The organism is Micromonospora fiedleri, assembly GCF_016774385.1.
Taxonomy (GTDB): domain Bacteria; phylum Actinomycetota; class Actinomycetes; order Mycobacteriales; family Micromonosporaceae; genus Micromonospora; species Micromonospora gifhornensis.
The window spans coordinates 129,417-152,512 of record NZ_JAETXL010000011.1 but is presented as its reverse complement, the minus strand read 5'-3'; the positions used below and the strand labels follow the sequence as shown (position 1 = coordinate 152,512).

At 71.5% G+C, this 23,096-nt stretch carries 17 protein-coding genes; 9 read left to right on the top strand and 8 right to left on the bottom strand.

Annotated elements, in window-relative coordinates; genetic code table 11:
• The first annotated feature begins 28 nt into the window (after positions 1 to 28).
• Genes JMF97_RS26570 through JMF97_RS26545 form a run of 6 tightly spaced genes read left to right on the top strand, consistent with a single transcriptional unit; the run spans position 29 to position 8,504 of the window.
• Positions 29 to 769, top strand: a complete 741-nt coding sequence (locus JMF97_RS26570; RefSeq protein WP_203224006.1) for a thioesterase II family protein — start codon at positions 29 to 31, stop codon at positions 767 to 769.
• Between the two features lie 5 nt (positions 770 to 774).
• Positions 775 to 2,031 carry a DegT/DnrJ/EryC1/StrS family aminotransferase gene (locus JMF97_RS26565; protein ID WP_203224005.1) on the top strand — a complete coding sequence of 419 codons (1,257 nt, stop codon included), beginning with the start codon at positions 775 to 777 and terminating at the stop codon, positions 2,029 to 2,031.
• Positions 2,028 to 3,086 (top strand): ATP-binding protein, encoded by a 1,059-nt coding sequence (locus tag JMF97_RS26560; RefSeq protein WP_203224004.1) that lies wholly within the window; start codon positions 2,028 to 2,030, stop codon positions 3,084 to 3,086. The genes JMF97_RS26565 and JMF97_RS26560 overlap by 4 nt, the downstream gene beginning before the upstream one ends.
• Complete coding sequence (locus JMF97_RS26555) at positions 3,083 to 4,393, top strand: MFS transporter (protein WP_013734183.1); 1,311 nt, start codon at positions 3,083 to 3,085, stop codon at positions 4,391 to 4,393. Before JMF97_RS26560 ends, JMF97_RS26555 begins: the two co-directional genes overlap by 4 nt.
• The gene (locus tag JMF97_RS26550) at positions 4,390 to 5,028 is read left to right on the top strand and encodes a class I SAM-dependent methyltransferase (protein ID WP_203224003.1); all 639 of its coding nucleotides are present in this window, start codon (positions 4,390 to 4,392) and stop codon (positions 5,026 to 5,028) included. Before JMF97_RS26555 ends, JMF97_RS26550 begins: the two co-directional genes overlap by 4 nt.
• Complete coding sequence (locus JMF97_RS26545) at positions 5,025 to 8,504, top strand: condensation domain-containing protein (protein WP_203224002.1); 3,480 nt, start codon at positions 5,025 to 5,027, stop codon at positions 8,502 to 8,504. Before JMF97_RS26550 ends, JMF97_RS26545 begins: the two co-directional genes overlap by 4 nt.
• 58 nt (positions 8,505 to 8,562) lie before the next feature.
• Here JMF97_RS26545 and pyrF read toward each other — a convergent pair whose 3' ends face one another.
• The 3 genes from pyrF to JMF97_RS26530 are packed head-to-tail and all read right to left on the bottom strand — an operon-like array spanning position 8,563 to position 10,351.
• On the bottom strand, positions 8,563 to 9,420 hold the full coding sequence (pyrF, locus tag JMF97_RS26540) for an orotidine-5'-phosphate decarboxylase (protein ID WP_203224001.1): 858 nt from the start codon (positions 9,418 to 9,420) through the stop codon (positions 8,563 to 8,565).
• Positions 9,420 to 10,139: an HAD family hydrolase gene (locus JMF97_RS26535; RefSeq protein ID WP_203224000.1), complete on the bottom strand. Its 720-nt coding sequence runs from the start codon at positions 10,137 to 10,139 to the stop codon at positions 9,420 to 9,422. The genes pyrF and JMF97_RS26535 overlap by 1 nt, the downstream gene beginning before the upstream one ends.
• Positions 10,136 to 10,351 carry an MbtH family protein gene (locus tag JMF97_RS26530; protein WP_203223999.1) on the bottom strand — a complete coding sequence of 72 codons (216 nt, stop codon included), beginning with the start codon at positions 10,349 to 10,351 and terminating at the stop codon, positions 10,136 to 10,138. Before JMF97_RS26530 ends, JMF97_RS26535 begins: the two co-directional genes overlap by 4 nt.
• Before the next feature lie 132 nt (positions 10,352 to 10,483).
• Between JMF97_RS26530 and JMF97_RS26525 the strand changes: the two genes are divergently transcribed.
• Together JMF97_RS26525 and JMF97_RS26520 are read left to right on the top strand one after the other, a co-directional pair.
• The gene (locus JMF97_RS26525; protein ID WP_203223998.1) at positions 10,484 to 12,817 is read left to right on the top strand and encodes an AMP-binding protein; all 2,334 of its coding nucleotides are present in this window, start codon (positions 10,484 to 10,486) and stop codon (positions 12,815 to 12,817) included.
• Positions 12,818 to 12,820: 3 nt separating this feature from the next.
• Positions 12,821 to 13,846, top strand: coding sequence for a hypothetical protein (locus JMF97_RS26520; RefSeq protein WP_203223997.1), 1,026 nt, complete (start codon positions 12,821 to 12,823; stop codon positions 13,844 to 13,846).
• A 42-nt stretch (positions 13,847 to 13,888) separates the two neighbouring features.
• On the opposite strand, the gene JMF97_RS26515 is transcribed toward JMF97_RS26520, so the two are convergent.
• The 5 genes from JMF97_RS26515 to JMF97_RS26495 all read right to left on the bottom strand — a co-directional run bounded on the left by JMF97_RS26515 (position 13,889) and on the right by JMF97_RS26495 (position 20,146).
• Positions 13,889 to 15,676, bottom strand: a complete 1,788-nt coding sequence (locus tag JMF97_RS26515) for a condensation domain-containing protein (RefSeq protein ID WP_203223996.1) — start codon at positions 15,674 to 15,676, stop codon at positions 13,889 to 13,891.
• An 8-nt stretch (positions 15,677 to 15,684) separates the two neighbouring features.
• Positions 15,685 to 17,010, bottom strand: coding sequence for a helix-turn-helix domain-containing protein (locus JMF97_RS26510; RefSeq protein WP_203223995.1), 1,326 nt, complete (start codon positions 17,008 to 17,010; stop codon positions 15,685 to 15,687).
• Positions 17,011 to 17,251: 241 nt separating this feature from the next.
• Positions 17,252 to 18,418, bottom strand: a complete 1,167-nt coding sequence (locus JMF97_RS26505; protein WP_273543942.1) for a winged helix DNA-binding domain-containing protein — start codon at positions 18,416 to 18,418, stop codon at positions 17,252 to 17,254.
• A gap of 103 nt (positions 18,419 to 18,521) precedes the next feature.
• Entirely contained in the window at positions 18,522 to 19,541 is a 1,020-nt protein-coding gene (locus JMF97_RS26500) for a helix-turn-helix domain-containing protein (protein ID WP_203223994.1), read from the bottom strand.
• The gene (locus tag JMF97_RS26495) at positions 19,538 to 20,146 is read right to left on the bottom strand and encodes a TOMM precursor leader peptide-binding protein (protein ID WP_203223993.1); all 609 of its coding nucleotides are present in this window, start codon (positions 20,144 to 20,146) and stop codon (positions 19,538 to 19,540) included. The genes JMF97_RS26500 and JMF97_RS26495 overlap by 4 nt, the downstream gene beginning before the upstream one ends.
• A gap of 123 nt (positions 20,147 to 20,269) precedes the next feature.
• Between JMF97_RS26495 and JMF97_RS26490 the strand changes: the two genes are divergently transcribed.
• Complete coding sequence (locus JMF97_RS26490; protein ID WP_203223992.1) at positions 20,270 to 23,095, top strand: AfsR/SARP family transcriptional regulator; 2,826 nt, start codon at positions 20,270 to 20,272, stop codon at positions 23,093 to 23,095.
• Position 23,096 lies beyond the last annotated feature (1 nt).

Sequence of the window (23,096 nt, the reverse complement as noted above, 5' to 3'; positions counted from 1 at the left end):
TCGGCAGTCAAGACGAGTTGAGGTGCTGATGGACAAGTGGGTGAGCATCGCCACGCCGAACCCAGCCGCTCCCACGCGGTTGTTCTGCTTCCCGTACGCGGGCGGCGGCGCCTCGGCGTACCGGGAGTGGCATCGCTGGCTGCCGCAGGTCGAGGTGGCCGCCGTGCAGTTGCCCGGGCGGGAGAACCGGCTCGGGGAACGACCTGTCGCCGCCATGGACCGCCTGCTCGATCTGCTGGTCGAGGCCCTCGACCCGCTGCTGCGGCAACGCCCCTTCGCCTTCTTCGGCCACAGCATGGGAGCCCGGATCGCGTACGCGCTGACCCGCCGGCTCGAACAGGACGGCGCGCCCCTGCCCAGCTGGCTGTTCGCCTCCGGCAGCCCCGCACCGTGGCTGCGGATCCCCGAAGCGGCGTGGGCCGAACCCGACGACCGGCTGCTGGCCTGGCTGGCCGACCTCGGCGGTACGCCACCGGAGGTGCTCGACAGCCCGGACCTGATGCAGCTGGCGCTGCCCGTCATCCGCGCCGACCTGACCCTCGGCGCCACCTGGCAGTACCCGTACACCACGCCGTCGTCGGTGCCGGTACACGCCTTCGCCGCCACCGACGACGACTACGCCACCCCGGAGCGGGCCCGGGCCTGGGACCGCGAGACCACCGGCCCGTGCCGGGTGAGCGTCTTCCCGGGCGGGCACTTCTTCCTGCACGAACACACCGCACAGATACTCCGGTTGATCGACGAAGACCTGCTCAGCGTGGCGCGGTGACGGCCATGACCTCCACCGGACTCACCGCCACCACGCCGGGGATCGACCACCCGCAGCAGTGGCCGGTCTACGACGGCCAGGCCGTCGCACGAGCCACCGACCTGATCCGCGCCGGCCGCACCTTCGACTACCGGCACGGTCCCGAGATCGCCGAGATCGAGCAGTTGTTCGCCGACCACCTGGCCGGTCGACACGTCCTCGCGGTCAACTCCGGCACCAGCGCGCTGCTCGCCGCGTACTACGTCCTCGGGCTCGGTCCCGGCGACGAGGTGCTGGTGCCATCCCTGACCTTCCTCGCCACCGCCTCGCCGCTGTTCGTGCTCGGCGCCACCCCGGTGCTCTGCGACAGCGGATCGGCCAACGGCAACGTCACCGCCGCCAGCCTGGCCGAGCGGATCACCAGTCGGACCCGGGCCATCGCGGTCACCCACCTGTTCGGCCACCCCTGCCCGATGGCGGAGATCGCACAGCTGGCCCGCGAACGGTCACTGGCGCTGATCGAGGACTGCTCGCACGCCCACGGATCGACCATCGACGGCGTCCCGGTGGGCACCTTCGGCGACCTCGCCGTCTTCAGCATCGGCGGACTCAAACTCGTCAGCGGTGGGATGGGTGGCGTCCTCGCCTGCCGCGACACCCGCCACTACGACCTGGCCTGCCTGCTGAGCAGCTTCCGGCAACGCAGCAACCTCACCGTCCGCGATCCGGCGCTGCGTCGCCTCGCCGACGTCGGGCTGGGCGGCAACCTGCGGATCAGCCCCGTCGCGGCCGTCCTGGCCAGCAGCCACATGCGACGGCTCGACGCGCTGGTGCGCGCCAAGCACCACAACGCCACCGCACTCGTCGCCGCACTCAGCACCCATCCCGGCGTCGAAGGGCTGGGCGTCGCGGCCGGACACACCATGGGCGGCTGGTACGACATCGTGCTGCGCGTCGACCCGCTGCGCGCCGGCTTCGACCGCGACGACCTGGTCGCCGCGCTGAAGCGGCACGGCGTACGGGCCGGTGTGCCGCAGACCGCCCCGCTGCACCGTACGTCGGTCTTCACCGGCGCCCGGCCGCCGACCTGGCACGCGTACTCACCGGCCACGCTGCGCCAACGCTTCACGTACGCCCTCCAGGACCTTCCGGTGAGCGCTCGTCTGCACGACGAGTGGATCAGCCTGCCGGCGACCTACTTCAACGAGCCGCAGGAGGAACTGCTCGGCGCGTACCGGCGGGCCGCCGAGCGGGCGCTGTCCGACCTGGCGGCGACCCGATGAGCCAGGTCTCGGTCTACCTCGTCGGCGTGCAGAGCCTCGCCAGCTGGTTCACCCACTTCGTGCAGTGGCGACCCGGCGATCGGCACCTGCATCTGGGTGAGGGGCCGGTCGACGCCGAGGCGCTCCAGCGCAGTCTCCAGGGCCTCGACGTCGCGACCGCCGTCTTCCTCACCAGCCACGACACGCTGCTGCGGGACCGGGAACTCGCCGCCGGGCTGCGCCTCGCCGGCCACCGGGTCATCGTCCAGTCGGCGAGCGCGGCGAGCCTGGGCCTCGACAAGGTGGCCATGAAGCGCTTCTTCGACCGGCACGGCATCCCCACCGCCCCGTGGCGGTACCAGGACGAGGGCACCCTCGACGGAGGCGGCGACGACCTGCTGGTGGTGAAGGGCCGTAACAGCACCCAGAGCATCGGCATCCGGATGGCCACCGAGGTGACGTCGTCCCCGCAGTACTTCACCGAGCGGTACGCCGACGGGGTGGAGTACTCGGTCGTGGCGCACCGGACCGCCGGGCGCACCATCACCCTCCCGCCGGTCTGGAAGGGACCCACCTCGCCGATGCTGGTCCCACCGTGGCGCCGGCTGCGGCTGTGCCCCGCGCCCGGCCTGACCCCGGCCCTCGACACCTGGCTGCGCGACACCACCGAAACCATCGCCCGGGCCGCCGACGTCGACGGCTACCTGGAGGTGGAGTTCCTGGTCCAGGCCGACGGCACCGGTCTGGTCCTGGAGATCAACCCGCGGATCTGCGGCACTCTGCGCATCGCCGCGCTGGCCGCCGAGATACCCGTCTTCTCGCTGCACCACCTGACGTCGTCGGCGGCGTTGCCGGCCCTCCGGTACGCCGCCGAGGTCCCGTACACCGGGGCGTCGTTCAACGACCCGGCACAGCAGGTGTACGCCACCTCGCGGCTCACCGTCGCCGCGCCGGACCCGACGACCGTCATCACCGCGCTTCGCCGGCACGCCGGTGACCGCGCACTGCTCTACGACCCCTGGACCACCGGCAACGCGCCGACCCTGCTCGGAGCCCGAGAGGAAACCCCGTTATGAGCACCGAAACCGTCCGCGATGGAGCACCGTCGGATGACGGAGCTCCACCACCCTCGCTGAACCGGCACCGCGACTTCAACAAGCTCTGGCTCGGGCAGGGGATCTCCGCCTTCGGCACCGAGATCACCACCCTGGCGTTGCCGCTCACCGCGATCCTCATCCTGGATGCGAGCGCCACCCAGATCGGCGTCATGTCGGCGTTGCGGGAGCTGGCCTTCCTGGGCCCTCTGCTGTTCTTCGGCGTGCTCGTCGACCGGATGCGCCGACGTCCGTTGATGATCGGCACCGACCTGGCCCGTGCCTTCGTGATCGGTCTCGTGCCGGTGCTGGCCTTCCTCGACTCGCTGACCATGATGGTGATGTACCTCGTCGCCTTCACGGTCGGTTGCCTTTCGGTCATCTTCGACCTGGCCTACCGCTCCTACCTGCCCAGCATCGTCTCCCGTGAGCAGCTGATGGCCGGCAACAGCCGGCTGCAGGCCACCGACTCGCTGTCCCAGATCGCCGGTCCCGGCCTGGCCGGTCTGCTCGTGCAGGCGTTGCGAGCGCCGTTCGCGCTGGTCATCGACGCGATCTCGTTCGTCGCCTCGGCGATCGCCATCGCAATGGTGAAGACCCCGGAGCCGCCGGTCGAGCGATCCGCCGAGGACATCGGTCGCGGCTGGCGGGGAGTCTTCAGCGACATCGGCAACGGCATGCGGATCACCGTCCGGCACCCGGTGGTCCGGGCACTGGCCGGCAACAGCGCCACCTTCAACTTCTTCTCGATGCTGATGCTCACCCTCTTCGTGCTGTACGCGACCCGCGAGTTCGGCATCACCCCGGCCGCGCTCGGATTCATCTTCGCCGCCTTCGGCGTCGGCGGTCTGATCGGCGCGGTGACCATGGGACGGCTGCTGAAGGTGCTGGGCTACGGACGGCTGCTGATCGTCGCCTACCTGCTGGCCGTCGTGCCGATCGTGGCCATCCCGTTCGTCGACGGTTCGCCGACCACCGCCGCGATCCTCTTCGGCGTCATCCACTTCGTGGTCGGTTACGGCATCGTCTCGTCGAACATCGCCGAGATGACCATGCGTCAGATGGTGATCCCGCAGCACATCCTGGGTCGGGTCAACGCCAGCTTCCGGTTCCTCATCGGTGGCCTGGTGCCGATCTCCGCGCTGGTGGCGGGCCTGCTCGGGGACTCCATCGGGTTGCGGGCGACGCTGTTCATCACCGCCGTGGGCATCCCGCTGTCGCTGCTGTGGCTGATCTTCTCGCCGATTCCGAAGTTGCGCACCGTACAGGACGTGGAGGCGACGGCATGAGTGGTCCGACGTTGGACGGTGGCTGCGACCGCGGGTACGCGATGAGCCCCTGCCTGTGGGGACGTGAGCCGGAACCGGTCGTCGAGAGCCTGGCCCGGCGCACCTCGCTGGAGGGCCTCCGGGTGCTGGACGCGGGCTGCGGCGAGGGGCGCAACGCCGCGTTCCTGGCCCGACACGGTGCGCTCGTCGACGCGACCGACGTGTCCGAGCTGGCGTTGCGCAACGCTCGGGGGGCCTGGCCGGACGAACCGGGGATCACCTGGTCGGTGCGGGACGTGCTCACCCAACCGTTGCCGCCCGCCGGCTACGACGTGGTGGTCTTCGACAGCGTGGCGCACTGGCTCGCCGACGAGGCGTCCGTCACCGCCGCGGTCACCGCCCTGCAACAGGCCACCCGGGTCGGCGGCTGGCACGTCCTGTGCGCCTTCAACGACCGCGCCCAGGAGCTGGACAACCACGTCAACCCGCCCCGCTGCATCCTGCCGCACGGCACCCTCGTCGGCTACTACCTCAAGCCGGACTGGGAACTGGTCGAGGTGCACGACGACGACGTCATCTCCTCCCACGCCGACCAGCCCATCCCGCACCGGCACTCGGCCACCCGGCTCCTGGCGCGGCGGTGGGGGACAGGGTGACCGGCATCGAGATTCCCGGTGGCCGGCTGGCGCCGTTGTCGTTCCCGCAGGAGCAGCTCTGGCTCATGGAGAGCCTCGCTCCCGGCACCTACAACGAGGTCTGGGTGCTGCGCATCGAGGGCGAACTGCGGGTGCCGCTGCTGCAACGAAGCCTCGATGTGATCCTGAGCCGGCACGAGGTGCTGCGCTCCACCTTCGACGCCGTCGACGGTACGCCGGTCTGCCGCATCCGGCCCGAACTCACCATCGACCTGGGGCAGCCGACGGACCTGGCGTACGTGCCGGTGGCGCTGCGCGACCAGATGGTCGCCGATCTCGCCGGGCTGGTCGCGGACCCTCCGTACGACCTGCGTAACGGTCCACTGGTCCGCGCCGCGCTGCTGCGGCTGGACGACACCGAGCACATCCTCGTCCTCGCCACCCACCACATCGTGGCCGACGGCTGGTCGCTGCGCGTGGTGCTGCACGAGCTGCTCGCCGCCTACGAGGCGTTCGCCGCCGGGCGGGCACCTGAGCTGCCACCGCTGCCGTGCCAGTACCGGCACTTCGCCGAGGAGCAGCGTCGGCTGCTCGACGGTCGGGAACTCGCCGAGGAACAGCGGTACTGGCGTACGCAGCTCGACGGCGCCGTTCCGGTGCTCCCACTGCGTACCGGCGGTCTGCGTCCACCGGTCAAGTCCCCGCACGGGCGACGCATCCAGGTGACCTTCCCGGCGAGCCTGGCCCGGTCGCTGCACCGGCACGCGACCGGCTGGCGCAGCACCCCCGCCGCCGTACTGCTCGCCGCCTTCACCGCGGTGGTGCACCGCTACACCGGTCGGCAGGACCTGCTCATCGGCACCGCCAGTGCGGCCCGGCCGGACGAGCAGTGGGAGCCACTCGTGGGCTTCTTCGCCACCACGGTGCCGCTGCGCCTGCGACCCCGCCCCGAGCAGTCGTTCCACGAGCTCGTACGGCATGTGATGGAGGTCAGCCTCGACGCGCTCGACCACGACCGGCTGCCCTTCTCCCAACTCGTCGATCTGGTCCGACCCGACCGGGACCCGAGCTACCATCCGCTGATCCAGGTGATCTTCTCCCATGCCGACGTCCGCGACGCGGAGCTGACCGGCGAGACCCTGCGCCTGCGGTACGAGCACGTTCCCCGTTCCCGGTCCCGCTTCGACCTGATCGTGGAGGCCCAGACCAGCCCGACAAGCATCGGTTTCTGGCTGGAGTTCGACGAGCAACTGCTTCCCGAGCCGTTCGTGCGGGCCCTCTTCGACCACCTGCGGACCCTGCTGGCCGCGGCGATCGAGGCGCCCGCGATGGCGCTGACCGATCTGCCGATGCTCTCCGCCGCGGAGCGGGCCGTGGCCATCGCCGAGGTCCCACCGGTCGGTGTCCCGGTCCCCGCGGCGGAGCAGGTGGTGCAGGGCACGGACACGCTCGCACCGCAGGGCGTGGTCGGCCGGATCGTCGCGGTCGATCCGCAGCACGTCCGACTGGTCGGCGACCGTCTCCTACCGGTGCACGGGCAGACCCTCACCGACACCGGCGACCTCGGATACGTCGACGGGCGGGGCGAGATCGTGCGGCTCGGCCCTCGGGCCCAGCATCCGGTGATCAACGGGTTGACCGTGCCGTTGGACGAGGTGGCCGCCACGCTCTCGGTGCATCCCGGCGTCCGTGCCGCCGAGGTCGGGTACGACGGCACCCCGCCGGTGCTGCGTGCCCGGGTGACGTGCGCCGGCGACCCGGTTCCGACCGCTCGGCAGCTGGCCGAGTTCCTCGCCACCCGGCTGCCCCGGTACGCGATTCCCGACGTGATCGACGTGGACCGTCCGGCGGCCGAGGGCACCGGCGACAGCGCGATCCTCGGCCCGGTACGCCAGTGCTGGCGGCAGGTGATGGGGCGCGACGACCTCGACGACGACGATGACTTCTTCGTCCTCGGCGGACACTCCATCCTGGCGGCGGAACTGGCGTCGCGGCTGCGGACCGAACTCGGCCGACAGGTGCCGATCCGGTGGATCTTCGAGGCCCCGACGGTGCGCTCCCTGGCCCGCCGGATCGAACGGGAGGACGCCGCCGGCCCTGCGCGGACGCCCGTCGCCGCCCCGACCGGCACCCCGGCCCTCGGATCGTTCGACGGGGCGGCGTCCGGTCCGGTGGCCGAGCCGGCCGGTGCCGCGCCGCTGACGGCGGCGCAGACCCAGATCTGGGTGCTGGACCGACTCGCTCCCGGTCGGGCCACCTATCACAGCCCGCTGCGGGTCGACATCGACGGACCACTCGACGTGGCCGCGCTACGGCAGGCGTTCGCGCAGGTGGTCGAGCGGCACGAGATGCTGCGCAGCGTGATCCGGTTCGTCGTCGACCGGCCGGTGCAGGTGCCGCAGCCGCAGGGGCCGCAGCTGTCGGTCACCGACCTGAGCGCGCTGCCACCGCAGGCGCGGGCGGCCGAGGTCGACCGGCTCGCGCAGGCGCAGGCGCTGCGACCGTTCGACCTCGCCCAGGAGCCGGGCATCCGGGCAACCCTGGTCGTGGGTGCCGACGCGCGGCACGTCCTGCTACTCACCGTGCACCACATCGCCATGGACGGGGTGGGCTTCCAGGTGTTCTGTCGGGACCTGAGCGCCTGCTACAACGCCCTCGCCGTCGGGGAGAACCCGCCCGCGACGGCAGCCGGGCTGACCTGGCAGCAGTACGCCCGCTGGGAGGACGAGTGGCTGGGCGGCCCCGAGCCGGCCAGGCTGTGGGCGTACTGGGAGCAGACCCTGGCGGGGTTGCCGGTGCTGGCGTTGCCGACGCCGCTGCCCCGACCGCCGCTGCCCACCTTCGACGGTGACCAACTGGCGATCCTGCTCGACCCGGAGCAGACCGCAGCGGTGCTGCGGTTGGCCACCACCCGGCGGGTCAGCCCGTTCATCCTGGTCACCGCCGCGCAGGCGACGTTGCTGCACCACCTTGCCGGCAGCGACGACGTGCCGATCGGCACGGTGGGGGAGAACCGCCGCCTGCCAGGCGCCCAGGAACTGCTCGGCTGCACCATCGCGACGCTCGTGCTGCGGGTGGACTGCGCCGGCGATCCGTCCTTCGCGGAGCTGCTGACCCGGGTACGGGACACGGTGCTGGGCGCGTACGACCATCAGGGCCTGCCGTTTCCTCAGCTGGTGCGGGCCGCCGCGATGCCGCGGCAGCTGGACCGGCTGCCCCTGTTCCAGGTGGCGGTGGAGTGGCAGGAGCCCGACCGTAGTGGGTGGAACCTGGCCGGCTGCACGGTCGACTGGCACTTCACCCGGCTCGACACGGCCCGCAACGACCTGTACTTCACCGCCGCCCTCCGGGCCGACCGGTTGGAACTCAGTGTCGAGTTCAACACCAACCTGTGGGACGCGCCGACCGCGCGCGGACTGCTGACCCGCTGGCGCGACCTCCTGTTGGCGGCGACGCGTCGACCCGACCAGCGGTTGTCCGAGCTGGCCGGGTCGTGAGCAGGCAGCCGGGATGTCGGTGCCCTCGATACGGCGGGGCATCGACATCCCGACCTGTCTAGAGGTGTCGCGCGATCTCCTCGTGCCACCACCGGATTCCGGCGCGCAGCGCCGTCGGCGCGGGACCGTGCCGCAGCACCCCGGTCGTCACCGTGAGCATCGCCCGGTCGGTCGCGTCCCGGACCGGGGCGAGGACCTCCTCGGTACGGCGGTCGGCCCGACCCAGTCCGGGGATCTCCAGGACACTGTGCGGCAGGCGGCCGACCAGCTGCGCCGACTCGGGTGGCCGGGCACCCACCACCGCCGCCGCTGGTCCGGGCTGGTCAGTGCCGCAATGCTCGGTGTGCCATCCGGTGAGCGCGTCCGCGATCGCCTCGGCCGTGCTGGTGCCACCGGCGGTACGGCTGCCCTGGACCTCTCCGGCGCCGTGGTTCGAGGTACGGACCAACGTGAAGACCGCGGTGCCGCTGTCCTGCGCGATCCGCAACAAGGGGTGCAGTGTCGCCGTACCCATGAACGCGCAGGTGGTGACCGCGTCCCCGCCGAGTTGGCTGTCCGGCCCGAGGTAGAGATCCGCGTAGGCGGCCATCGTGTCGTCGGCGTCGCCGACCTTGGCGTCGAGGAGCACCAGCGCGTCCCGCTCGTGCGCGCCGTCGACGAAACGGCGCAACGCGGCCAGCCCGGCGGTGCCGTGACGCAGATAGAACGGAACCTGGACCTTGTAGCCGGCCACCCCGTCGCCGGCCGCCTCCAAAATGATGTCGCCGTAGCGGTCCAGCGACTCGCTGGTGTCGTCCAGCTCCCACCGGCGCATCCAGGACGCCGACGGAGCGACCCCGAGGCAGAGGCTGCCCCGCTGGGCGCTCAGCCTCGACCACGTCCCGGCAAAGCTGGTCCCTTCTCGGGTCAGCGGCATCAGGATCCCTTCCGCACCGTCCGGGCAGGCAGCAGCCGGACGAGCTGATCGAGTGTGGTGATGGTGGGTACGTCGGCCTGCCCGTCACCGGTACGGTCCAGCCATACCCCGGTCAGCCCGGCCGCGATGGCGGCACGGGCGTCGGAGTCGAGTCGGTCCCCCACGTAGACCGTCTCGGCGGGTGCGAGTCCGAGCCGGTCGCAGACGGCGTGGAAGATCCGCGGGTCCGGTTTGGCCACCCCGTCGACGTCGTCACAGCAGACCAGCGCCTCCAGCCGGTCCCGGATGCCCAGTGCGGTCAGCTTGCGGTGCTGGTACGCCCGGTCGCTGTTGCTCATCGCGGCGAGGCGTACCTCCGCGTGCCGCAGGGTGTCGAGCGCGGGCAGCACGTCGGGGAAGAGCGTGAACGCCTGATCGCAGTGTTCCAGGTACCGGGCCACCCAGGCGTCGGTCTCGCTCTCCTCGGGGCCCAGCGGGAACCCGGCCGTCGCACAGAACTCCCGTGCCCGGCGTCGACGTTGTTCGGTGAAGGTGCACTCACCGCGCAGGTACGCGGTGAAGTGGATCTGCTCCAGGTGCCGCCAGAGGGCGACGTACCGTTCGGCGTCGGTGGGGCTCACCGCCCTCGTCGTGGCCAGGTGGGCCAGCAGACCGCGGCCGGTCGCCCCGGAGAAGTCGACAAGTGTGTCGTCGATGTCGAAGACGACGGCGCGGATCACCGCGTCGACGACCGGGCCGCGAACTCGCGCAGGCTGCGCGGTCGCATGTCGGTCCAGACCTGTTCGATGTAGGCGAGGCACTCCTCGCGGCTGCCCCGCTTGCCCGCCTCGCGCCAGCCGTTGGGCAGGCTACGTCCGGTCAACCAGAGAGAGAACTGCTCCTCGTCGTTGGAGACCACCACGTATTCGGCGTCGTCGTCCGCCACGCTCATAAGTCCTCCTCGGTCATGCGCTTCCGGAAGCATAACTGGAGACAACTACAGTCTCAAATCTACCGACAAGGCGCTGACTCTAGTTATGCTTGGCGATCCGAGGGTTGTCGTGACGTGCGCGAGGAGGCAGCTGTGACGGCATCTGCGCCACAGTCCAGATCGACGATATCCGCAATCGACCGGGTATCGACAGAGCTCACCGCGCCGACGACAGCGCGCGACGCCGTCGCGCCGCACTGGTCGACCTACGCCGCCGCCCTGCTCGTGCTGCTGCGTCACTGCGGCCCGCACGCACCACGCCAGGTCGCCCTGCGGGTCGACGGGGCATCGGCGACGGTGCCCGTACCGTCCGGTCGGACGACGATGGCGCAACTCGTCGACACCATCGCCGGTACCCCCCTGAGCAGCGGCGAGGTCTCGGCGCCGGCGGCGTTCCACTGGCGCCATCCGCACCCCGACCCCGACGCCCAACTCGTCCTCACCGGCGACGACACGGGGATCTCCTGGCAACTCGCCCCGGGCTGGTCCGCCCCGATGCTCGCCACCGAACTGGACCGCAACCTCGCCGCCCTGCTGGCCCAGGTGGCCGACGACCCGCACCGGCCGATCGGGACGCTCGCCGTACCGGACCGGACGGCGCAGGACTGGTTGGCGCGCCACGGACGGCCCGCCGACACCGTGCTCGTCGGCGAACTCGTACCCGACCTGGTGGCCCACCAGGCGCAGCAGCACCCCAGGCGGCTCGCCTTCGGATCCGGACCCGCGAGCCTCACCTACGGCGAGCTGGACTCCCGGGCCAACCAGTTGGCCCGGGTACTGCGGGAACTCGGCGCCCAGCGGGACGGTTGCGTGGGGCTGATGATGGATCGTGGCAGCGAGATGCTCGTCTCCTTCCTCGCCATCCTCAGAAGCGGTGCGGCGGCGATCCTGCTGGACCCGGCCCATCCGGCACAGCGGATCGCCGAGGTCCTCGACGTGGCCCGCCCACGCGCCGTGCTCACCCTGGCGCGGCTCGGCGCCGTCCTGCCGCCCGTCGCCGGCACCGTGGTGGCCGTCGACACCGAGTGGCCGCGCATCCACCGGCTCCCCACCGACGACCCGGGCATCGCCGTGCATCCCGAGGACGTCGCCTACGTGGTGCACACGTCCGGCTCGACCGGTACGCCCAAACGGGTCGCGGTCCTGCACCGGTCGGTGGCCCACTCGGTCGCCACCCATCAGGAGGGTCACCGCATCACCGCACAGGACCGGGCCGCCTGGCTGGCACCACCCGGTTCCTCGGTGTCGGTCGGCGAGCTGTGGCCGTACCTCTGCGCCGGGGCCAGTGTGCACACCGCACCACCGGAGATCGTCGGCGCCGCGCCCCTGCTGCGCGACTGGCTGGTGGCCGAGAAGATCACCAAGGCGTACGTCAGCATGCCCCTCGCCGAGCAGCTCTACCAACTGCCCTGGCCCGCCCAGACGGCCCTGCAACTGTTGACCGTCGGCAGCGACAAGGTGCGGCGGTGGGCGGCACCGGAGCTGCCCTTCGAGGTCGCCGTCGCCTGTGGCTCGTCCGAGGCCAACGGCATCAGCAGCTGTCTGGTGCCGTGGGAGGACCGCCTCACCAGCGCGACCGCCACCACCACCGACCGGACCGCGCCGCCGCCGATCGGCAGGCCGTGGCCGGGCGTACGGATCGAACTCCTCGACACCGCGATGCGCCGCCTGCTGCCCGGCGCGGTCGGCGAGATGTACCTCGGCGGACCCGAACTCGCCCGGGGATACCTCGGCGACCCGGCGCAGACCGCCGACCGGTTCCGACCGGACCCGTACGGGCCACCCGGTGCCCGCCTCTACCGCACCGGTGACCTCGCCTGCTTCGACGAACGGGGACGGCTGCACCACCGGGGTCGCGTCGACCGGGAAGTCAAGATCCGGGGCTTCCGGGTCGACCCCGCGGAGGTGGAGCGGGCGCTGCTCGCCCAGCCCGGTGTGCAGGACGCGGTCGTGGTGGCCCTCGCCGACGAGGACGGCGAAAGCCAGCTCTGCGCCTATCTGGTGGCCCCGGAGGCCGAACCGCACCGGGTCCGGGCCGCGCTCGTCGACCTGCTGCCCGGGCATGCCGTGCCGGCCTCGTTCACCCTGTTGGACCGGCTGCCGGTGACCGCCAACGGCAAGGTGGACCGCAACGCTCTGCCCGCCCCCGACTGGACCACCCTCCGCAAGCCCTACCGGGCACCCCGCGACGAGGTGGAGCGTGACCTGGCGCAGCTCTGGGCGGATCTGCTGCCGGTGGCGCAGATCGGCCTGGACGACCACTTCTTCCACCTGGGCGGCGACTCGATGTCGGCCAACCGGCTCGCGGCACGCCTGAGTCGCCGGCTGCGGGTACGGATCACCGTGCGCGCGGTGCTGGAGCACCCCACCCTGGTCGAGCTCGCGGAGTTCGTCCGGTCCCAGGTGCGTATCGCCACCCGGAGCTGACCCGTGCTCGTCGAACTCGCTCCGCACAGCAGCGACGCCGAGCTGGCCTCGTTGGCCGGTCGGATCGCACGACACGAGGACGTCACCGCCTGGCCGCTGCGTCTGGCCGGCAGGTGCTTCCTCGTCGTCGCGGGAGACGAACGGTTGGTGCACCGGGTGGCCTCCGCCGCGATCCGCGCCTGGCACAGCACCGCCGAGCGGGGCTACTGGCTGGTGGACCGGGCGAACGCGGTGCTGCCGCGACGGGTGCCGCTCGGGACCGGTCACGTCGGCGGCGGTGACCTGTGGTGCGGGGCCGGACCGTGCGCGCTGGAGTCGGTGTCGGACACGGTGCAGACCGCCGCGATGGTGCGTCGCGCCGGGGCCGACGCGCTGCGGGCCAGCCTGTTCAAGGTCAGGAGCGGTCCCTACCACTTCCCCGGCAAGGGAAGCGGCGGCCTGTCGGCGTTGGCCGAGGTCCGCGCGGAAGGCGGGCTGCCGGTCATCACCGAGGTCATCGACCCGCGGGACGTCGGACCGGTCGCGCAGGTCGCCGACTGCCTACAGGTCGATCCGCGCAACATGACCAACCGGGCCTTGCTGGCCGAGCTCGGCGGCAGCGGTCGGCCGGTGCTGCTGATGCGGGGCGTACGTGCCACCGTCGCGGAGTGGCTCAAGGCCGCGGAGTACGTCGTCAGCCACGGCAACCCGCACGTCATCATGTGCGCCCGGGGCGTCGTGTCGTTCGACCGGTCGCTGGCGTACCAACTGGACTACGGCGCCGTCGCGGCGGTACGGCGACACACCGACCTGCCCGTCATCTTCGACCCGAGCCACAGCACCGGCAGCGCCGCGGCGGTCGCACCGGCCGCGTTGGCGGCCGCCGTCTTCGGCGTGGACGGGCTGCTCATTGAGACGCATCCCGCGCCGGAGCGGATGTACCGGCCCGGCGACGCGGCACAGATGTACCCGGTGGATCGGCTCGCCGCGCTGCTGGCCGCCTGCCGGCACGCCCGGGACCTCGCCGCGGGCCTCGACGCCTTCGCGTGAGGCCCGCGGCCTGAGCGTGCTGCCCACAGCCGGCGGTGCCGATCAGGGCTGCCCGTCGAGCAGCTGCTCCCGTTCGTCCGGCGACAACTGTGCCGCCCGCTCCAGCAGCAGGCGCTCGACGTACTCGGCCTGGGCGGCCACCGTCTGATACTCGAACAGCTCGGCGACCCCGATGTGGGCGCGGAACGTGTCACTCAACCGGAACGAGAGCTGCGCGACGGTGAGCGAGTGCCCGCCCAGGTCGAACAGGGCGTCGTGGGCGCCGGGGGAGACGCCGAGCAGCGACTGCCAGGCGGCGGCGATGGTCTCCTGGAGGTAGCCCTGCGGCTCGACCCGGTCCGCGGTGCCGGCCCACGCCAGGACCTCGACGGTGGCCTGGTCGTCCTGGACCGGGTCCGGCGGCACGTCACCGAGTCCCGGGATGTCGCGTACCCGGCGGTCGGGGTCGCTGGTGACCGCGTCGACGAGCGCCCAGAACTGGCGCGCCCACTCGGTGATCCGGGTCGCGTCGATGATCGCGTCGTCGAAGTCCCACCGGGCGGTCAGCTCCACGTCGCGGACCACCTTCACCATCAGGTCGTACTGCGCCCGGCCGCCGGTCAGCACGATCTCCTCGCAGCCCGCCCCGAGGTAACTGCCGCTCATGCCGGGCTGTCCCTCGACGGAGAAGACGGTCTGCACCAGCGGGGTGGAGCCCATCTCCCGTGGCGGGCGCAGCTGCGTGACCAACTGTTCGAACGGCAGATCCTGGTGCGCGTACGCGGACATCGCCGAGGCGTGTTCGGCGGCGATGAGGTCGCGCAGCGACGCGTCGGGGTCGGCCGTGCCGCGCAGCACCACCATGTTCAGGAAGTAGCCGACCATGTTCTCGGTCTCCGCCAGGGGCCGGGCGCTGACCGGCGTACCGACCACCGTGTCGCGCTGTGCGGTGAGGCGCCACAGAAGCAGCCGGAACGCGCTCAGCAGCACGACGAAGGGTGTCGTCGCGTGCTGGCGGGCCGCGGTGGCCACCCGGTCGGCCAGCCCGGTGGGGGCGGTGAAGTCCAGATAGGCGCCGCCGCGTCGGGCCGAGCGGGGATTGTCCAGCGGCAGGAGCAGCCGACCTGACGTCTGGGCCAGCCGATCCGTCCAGTACCGGGTCAGCGCGGTCAGCCGCGCACCGGCCAGGAAGCCGCGCTGCCACTGGGCGAAGTCGCCGTACTGGACCCGCAGCGGTGCGAGCGCGGCGGGCCGGCCTTCGCGTCGGGCCTGGTAGAGCGTCTCCAGATCGACCAGGAGTACGCCCTGGGAGACCCCGTCGGTCACCATGTGGTGGGAGGCGAGCACCAGGACGTGGTCGTCGGGTGCGAGGCGGTACAGCCTCAGCCGCGCCAGCGGACCCTGTTCCAGATCGAACGGCACCGCGAGGTCGCTTGTGGCGGCCGCGGTGGCTGCGGCGATTCCCTGCCCGGTCAGGTCGGTGACGCCGACGTCCACCGGGGCGGATCCGGACCCGAGCATCGGTATCTCGCCCTGACGGATCAGTCGGCTGCGGAGCGGCTCGTGCCGCGCGACGAGGTCTTCGAACGCGGTGTGCAACGCGGCGAGATCGAGGGGGCCGTGCAGCCGGAACGCGACGTGGTCGACGAGACTTCCCGGTTCCCCGGTCATCAGGTCGGTCAGCCAGACCTGTTCCTGTCCGCTGGACAGTCGTACCGGCGCGCTCGGATCGACGCGCGGCCGCAACGTGCCGGCCTCGGTGTCGCGTCCCAGCAGCCGAAGCGCCGCCTCCCGCCGGTTCGCCGGCAGGCTCGCCAGCCGTTCTAGCAGATCCGTCGTCTCGTCGGCCATCGCGTCTCCTATGGTTGGTCGTCGGCCAGCACCGTGTCGCGTTCCCGGGTCAGTTCGTCGATCTGTCGCCACACCTGGGCGGCGAGTTGGTACGAGCCGCCCTTCTCGCACAGTTCGACCGCGGAGCGCAGCATCGCTATCGCCTTGTCGAGCTCGCGGGTCTGGTGCAGCGCGTTGGCGTGGCTGAGGTAGCTGTAGATCAGATCCAGCCCGGCCAGCGGGGTGTCCGGGCTGGTCAGCGGCTCGTACAGGCGCAGCGCCTCCTGGGGGTTGCCGGTGCTGAGCTCGTAGCGGGCCCGCAGTGCGGAGACGATGGCCTGCTCCTGGGCGAGGCCGAGCATCCGCGACGTGGTCTCCGCGTCCCGGATCCACTGTCGCGCGCTGTCCAGGTCGTCGCCGATGTCCAGCAGCACCGACGCCGCCGAACGGCAGAACCGCAGCCAGTCGATGAGCGACATGCTGGGGAAGGCCAGCGCGTCCCGGGCCAGCCCGAAGTGCTCCCGCGCCTCCTCCGGGCGGCCCAACTGCGCGTACGCCATGCTTGCCACCCAGTGGGCCCGCCCGACGAAGCCCGGCCAGTCCAGCTTGCCCGCGACCTCCAGCATCTCGGTGATCAGCGGTTCCACCTGGTCCAGCTCACCGGCCTCGCAGAGCACCGAGATGAGCACGCCCAGCAGCCGTACGTGCACGCTCGTGCCGCCGATTCCGGGCTGACGCAGGTGGGTCAGTGCGCCGTACGCCGTACGCCGGGCCTCGCGCAGTTGCCCGAGGTCGCGGAGCACGGACGCGAGGTGGGTCTTGACGACCAGCAGCAGTTCCGGGGCGGACTGGACGAGGGGAACCTCGGCCAGTTCCTCCAGCAGCCGGAGCCGGGCCTGGTGTTCGCTGAGCATCCGCAGGGTGTCCTGGAGTTCCAGGCTGACGTCGACCACGCGCTCGGGCAGTCCGTCGGACCTCGCGCTGGCCAGCGCGTTCTCCAGGAACCGGCGGGCCTGGGCGTGGTCACCGACCTCGCTCGCGCTGCGCGCCAGGACCTGTTCGAAGACGATCGGGCGACGGCTGGCTTCGCTCGGCAGCAGGGGAGCCACGTCGACGTCGAGCAGTTCCTCCAGGCTGCAGTCGAGCATGCGGCCCAGGTACACCACCACGTCCAGGGTCGGGACCCGGCTGCCCGCCTCCAGCAGGGAGATGTAGCTCGGGGTGACGAAGTCACCGGCGAGTTCGCGCTGCGACATGCGCAGCGCCGTGCGCCGCGCCTTCAATCGCTGACCGAACTCCGGCTGGGTCACGGCGATCTCGCCCTGCGGAAGCCAACCCAGTTGCCCTTTCGCCATCTTCCCACGACTCCTGTTATTGTCTCTGATATGACTCTAGTTGAATAGCGCCGCAGAGCCTACCCCATCAACACGGTCGTGTTTAAGCACCCGGGGTACGAAAGGTCCGTGTCTCCGGCCGAGAGCGCACGTTGGAAGTCGGATCAAGCCGCTGCCGGAATGGCCAGCACATGCCCTGCTGCCTGCGCGTTCACGTCCGGCAGCGGCACTGACTGAAGTTAGCCACCCGGGTTTGCGAGAGCTAGGCGTGACCGCCGACGGTGACGGGGCCAATTCGCACCGAGACTTTCGCCCCGAAGAACGCGGCCAGCCGATCCGCCTCTTCATCGAGAGCACGGCGCTGCGCGGTGGACAACTCGTCAAGCGGTTCCACCGTCACGTCGATCCGGCGTCCGGATTTGCGTTGATGCCATACGCCGGCGATCTGCCCGTCGACGAGGAGCACGGGGAACGTGCCCGCCTGACCGTTGGCGAGGGCGCGTTGGGCCGCTCGGCCGGCGAACAGCCGGTCCCGAGGATGGCACCCGATGACGTACGCGTCGAAGTAGGGCAGCAGACGTAGCCCGGACGGCGGCTCCTGGTCGAACACGCGGTCGTCCGCGATCACCCAGGCCCGCTCACCTTCGGAATCGATCGGCTCCAATCGGTCCGCCGCCAGCTCGAACATTTCGGTCGCGAATGGACGCGGAATCGACAACCACTGCGCCACGTGTGCCGGCGTCGCGGGTCCGTACGCCCAGAGATAGTGCACGAGCAGGTCGGTCAGCGCGACGTCACTCGCGGCAGGCGTGAAACCCGGCAGCAGTCGCGTCGGACTCGTATAGGTCACCTTCCGGCCGCGTAACGGACCGAAACACATCACACCCCGGTTGGTCACCTGATGTTCGATCTGCCGCCACCGCGGCCAACGATCACCGAACGCCTCCATCACCCGGTCGGCCGACCAGTCCCCGACCCGCGCGGCGATGGCCTCGGTCAGCTCGTCAACTGTCAGATCGGCATCCCGCAGCGCATCGTCGATCGCCTCGATCACCGCTTCGACCTGGAGCTTTGTCATCCGTACCGCAGCGGGCTGCTGGTCCTGACCGGTGGGCAGCGCGCCCAGCGCACCCGCCCACATCGGCAGGTCGTCGGCGGCGAGCAGATGCACCGTGCCCCGTGGTCCACGGGTCTTCACCAGGCGGTGATCCCGCCAGAGCGCATCCTGCACGGACTGCCGGGACACCCCGTCGAGCCGCGTTCCGAGCGACCACTCGGCGGCCGACATCACCTGCGCGTGTACGCCGCACTGCGCCCTCGCGACCCGGGCGACATCCGCCTCATCGCCGGTGCGGGGCCCGGTCAGACCGGCGCGCTCCAGACGTCGCGCGTTGGCCTGATCCCATGTGCACCGAGCCGCGACCGTCATGCAGGAGAGTGTGCCGCAGCCGGCCACGATGTGCAGCCGCCCCGGCGTCCTGAACCGGGCCGTCGGTCATCCCGTTACCGACGGGCCGGTCCAGGACGCGGGGTCACCCGCCGACGTGCGGTGCCGGGTCGCCGGGCAGGTGGACTGCCGGCGATGGCACCGGGGCGGGCTGGGACGGCAGATGCCGCAGCGGCCCGGAGGAGGCCGGGCTCGCCTGCGCGTACCGGCCGTCGGGGGTGCCGTTCGGGCCGCAGTCGGGGCAGTCGCGGCGCCGGGGGAGAGGCCGGACGGTGGCGGTCGGCACCCCGTCGGGACAGGAGATCTCCAGGCAGGTGTCCGCAGTGGTGGGATCCACGCCGCGGATCAGTGTGTCGGCGACCTTTCCGGCCGTCAGTGCCGCGATCACGTCGACGATCGTCGCGGTCGGGCCGGCCGGGTCCGGCCGGGTCAGTGGCAGCTGGCACCCGCAGGAACCGGGCCGCAGCAGCGGCCCCACCCACCCGCCGCTCGCGTCGACCCGCGCGCCGAGCCACCACTGACCCGCCCGCAGGGTCGTGGCCAGGGCGGTGGGTGGGCCGTCGGCGAGCACCTCCACCACCACGACCGAGTGCCGTCCGTCGACGGTGACCGGCGGCAGCCCGACCAGCAGATCAGGGTCGTACGGCCACATGGCGACCCCGCTGCGGTCCAGCTCGGCGGTGATCGTCGCGGCCAGCCACCCGCGCCCCGCCACCAGTGCCCGACCGTGGCGCAGGTTGGCCAGCATCTGAGCGGTGTCGGTCGGGTGATCGAGTTGGCCGGCGGTACGGGACAGGAAGTCGGCCGCCGGTGTCGGCGGATCGGTTCCCGACCGGACTGCGTCGTCCGCGGTGACGGTGTGCGCGAGCCCGTGTCGCACGAGCAGGGTGATCCGGTCGGTGACCTCCGACATCGGCACGCCCAGCAACCGCGCGATCTGCGACACGCAGTGATTGCCGTCGAGCAGTTCGCAGAGCTGCGGCAGGACATCCGTCGCGCCCGGTCCGGTCACGACGGCACGCGCCGGGCCGCCCTCCAGGACGTACGAGTCGCCGAAGGCGAAGCGGACCAGCCCGTGGCTGAGGCGGTACACCGGCCCGGTCACGCCACAACCCCCGTTCTGTCGGGCTGGCCCGCTCGGTCGCCGGACGGCTGCTGCGCCGCCGCCGCGCGCTTCCCCCGGGGACAGCCGTCCACCGGCACGAATGCGTCGGTGCGTACGGTGCCGTCGAGCAGGTCGTAGCGGAGAATGCGCTGGCTGGCCGGACCCTGCTGCCTGATCAGCATCGTGGCGAGGGACGCCGCGACGCTGACGTGATGCTCCAGGTAGCCGAGCGGGCCCGACCACCTGTCCTGGTCGTACAGGTCCCACAGCGCCCTGGTGACGTGCGGCTGCTCGTCGGTGGCGAGCACCTGCCCCAGCAGACAGTCGTAGCAGCCGGGCAGTTGCCCGCCGAGAACGGGGCCCACACGAATCTGCGGATGTGTCAGGATGACTGGCAGCCACCACGGCACCGCCTCGTTGGCGTCGATGCTCCGGGCGATGGCGCGGGCCTCCCGCCAGGACGCCAGGACGATCGGTCGCAGGGGAGAGGTCGCCGTCGGGACGCTCTCTGTCACCTGCGTTCCGGCGATCCTGGACACCAGGCGACCAGCCACCGCGCGACCGAAGTCGCCGACAGCAACGACGGTGATCGGGGGCTGCTGCATGGCGGACCTCCAGGACAGCCACAGCTGAAAAGATGATCGCTTCGGTGGCCGATGGTACGGTGGCCTGCGTACAACCTGCGCACAATCGAGGTACATCTGGTCAGCCTCAGGCTGAGGTGAACGATGCCGATCCACTTCGACCTGCTCGGCCCGTTGTCGGTGGTCCGGGACGGCCGGCCGGTCGATCTCGGCTCGGTGAAGCAACGGCTGGTGCTGGCCTGTCTGCTGTTCCGGCCCAATGAGGCGGTCTCCAAGGAGCGACTGGTCACCGCCCTCTGGGACGACCAGCCACCGGCGTCCGCCAACGCCAACATCCGCACCTACGTCCGCGGGCTGCGGCAAGCCCTCCACGACGAGGCCGACGACCAGCCGCGGATCGTGACCACCCACGGTGGATACCTGCTGCGGGTCGAGCCGGACGAACGCGACCTCGACCGCTTCGACGCCGCGACCGCGCGGGGACGGGAAGCCCTGACCAGCGGTGACGCCGAGCGGGCCGAGGCCGAGCTGGCCGCAGCACTGGGCCTGTGGCGCGGCCGGGCGCTGGCCGAGCTGCCGCTTCCCCCGCAGCTGTCCCGCTGGGTCGAGCAGTTGATGGAACGGCGGCTGCTGGCCGAGGAGGACCACGCCGAGGCGAAGCTCGCCCTCGGTGCGCCGGCGGAGGTGATCCCCCGGCTGCGCGCCCTGCTCGACCGGCACCCGTTACGGCAGCGTGCCTGGGTGCACCTCATGTCGGCGCTCTACGCCAGCGGCGACGTGGCCGGCGCGTTGGCGGCCTTCCGGCAGGTCCGACGGGTGCTGGCCGAGGAGACCGGGATGGATCCCGGGCCCGAGCTGACCCGCCTGCACGACGACATCCTGCACCACCGGCGGCGTCCGGACGGATCGTCGGCGACAGCCGAACGGGTCGCCACGGCCTCGGTCCGGGTGCGCCCGGAGCAGCTACCGCTCGTCCCACCCGGGTTCGTCGGTCGGGAGCTGCACCTGGATCGCCTCGACGCGGCGGTCGGCGACCGGGCCAGCGGGCCGACCACTGTGGTCATCTCCGCAGTCTGCGGCATGGCCGGCATCGGCAAGACCGCGCTGGCGCTGCACTGGGCGCACCGGGTGGCCGACCGCTTTCCCGACGGACAACTCCACGTCAACCTCCGCGGGTACGACGACGGGGAGCGTGTCGCGCCCGCCGACGCGCTGCTCGGCTTCCTCGAGGCGCTCGGCGTACCACTGGCCCGCATACCGAGCAGTCTGGACGCTCGGATCGGTCTGTACCGTAGCCTGCTCGCCTCCCGCGAGATGCTCATCGTGCTCGACAACGCCCGCGACGCCGAGCAGGTACGGCCCCTGCTGCCCGGCGCGGGCCGGTGCGTCGTCGTGGTGACCAGTCGGGACCAGCTGCACAGCCTGGTCGCCGCGGAGGGCGCCCGCCTGCTGGCCCTCGACCTGCTGACCGCCACCGAGTCGAGGCACCTGCTGCGTAGCCGGATCGGTGGCGACCGGCTCGACGACGAACCGGACGCGGTGGCCGACATGATCGAGGCATCCGGGCGCCTGCCGCTCGCCCTGTCGATCGTGGCGGCGCGGGTGGCGACCCGGCCCACCTTTCCGCTGGAGGCGATCGCCGCGGAACTGCGCCCACCCGAGGCACGGTTGGAGGTCCTGGCGGACGGCGACGTACGCCGGGTCTTCTCCTGGTCGTACCGGGCCCTGAGCCCCGTCGCGGCCCGCCTGTTCCGCCTGATCGGGCTGCATCCGGGACCCGAACTGACAAGTGCCGCCGCCGCCGCGCTGCTGGGCTGTCCCGCCGCTGCGGTCGGCCCGGTGCTCAAGGAACTGACCCGGCTGCACCTGTTGACCGAGCACCGACCGGACCGATACGCCTGCCACGACCTGCTGCGCTCGTACGCCGCCGAGTTGACGCAGGGCGCTGAGCAGAGCGCCGAGCGGCACGACGCCCGGCACCGGCTGTACGACCACTACCTGCACAGCGCCTATCCGGCGGCCCGGCTGGTCCAGCCGCAGTGGACACCCATCACCCCCGTGCCGGCACTGGGAGACGTCATCCACGTGCCGATGGCCGACCAGGATGCCGCCCTGGCCTGGTTCTCGACGGAACGCCGGGTGCTCCTGCGGGTGATCCGGCAGGCCGCGACGACCGGGTTCGAGGCGTACGCCTGGCAGCTCGCCTGGGCGTTGACCACCTTTCTCGCCCCCCGTGGGCTCTGGCACGACCAGCTCGCCGCCCAGCAGGTCGCGCTCGCGGCGGCGGAATGCCTCGGCGACCTGAATGCCCAGGCCACGGCCAGCCGACTGCTGGGCCGGGCCGCCGCGCGACTCGGCCAGCACGACACCGCCGGCGACCGCCTGCAGTGGGCGATCAAGCTGTACGAGCAGCTCGACGACGAGGACGGCCTGGCGCAGACCCTGCACAACTACACTGAGCACTGTTTCGTGCTCGGCCGCCTGGACGAGGCGCTGACGCACGGTCACGAGGCCCTGCGCCTGTACCGCCGGACCGGCAACCGGGCCGGCGAGGGGCGGGCCCTCAACGCGGTCGGGTACATGCACGCCGTTCGCGGTGACTACCGGCAGGCGATCGTCGACTGTACGGCGGCGCTGACCCAGCAGCGCCTGATCGACGACCACAATGGTCAGGCGGCGACGCTGGACAGCCTCGGGTTCGCCTACCACGCACTCGGCGATCATGCCCGCGCGGTGTCCTGCTACGAGCGGTCCGTCGAACTCTTCCGCGCCTCCGCCGACCGTTATCACCAGGCGGAAACCCTCGTTCGTCTCGGCGAGACCCACGCCGCGATGGGCAACGCCGAGGCAGCCGCGCAAGCCTGGCGAATGGCCTCTGCCATCTACGACGACCTGGGTGATCCCACCGTCGATGAGGCACGCCGCCGACTCGCCGGGCTCGGCCAGGCCGCTGGCGGCCCACACTGCTGAA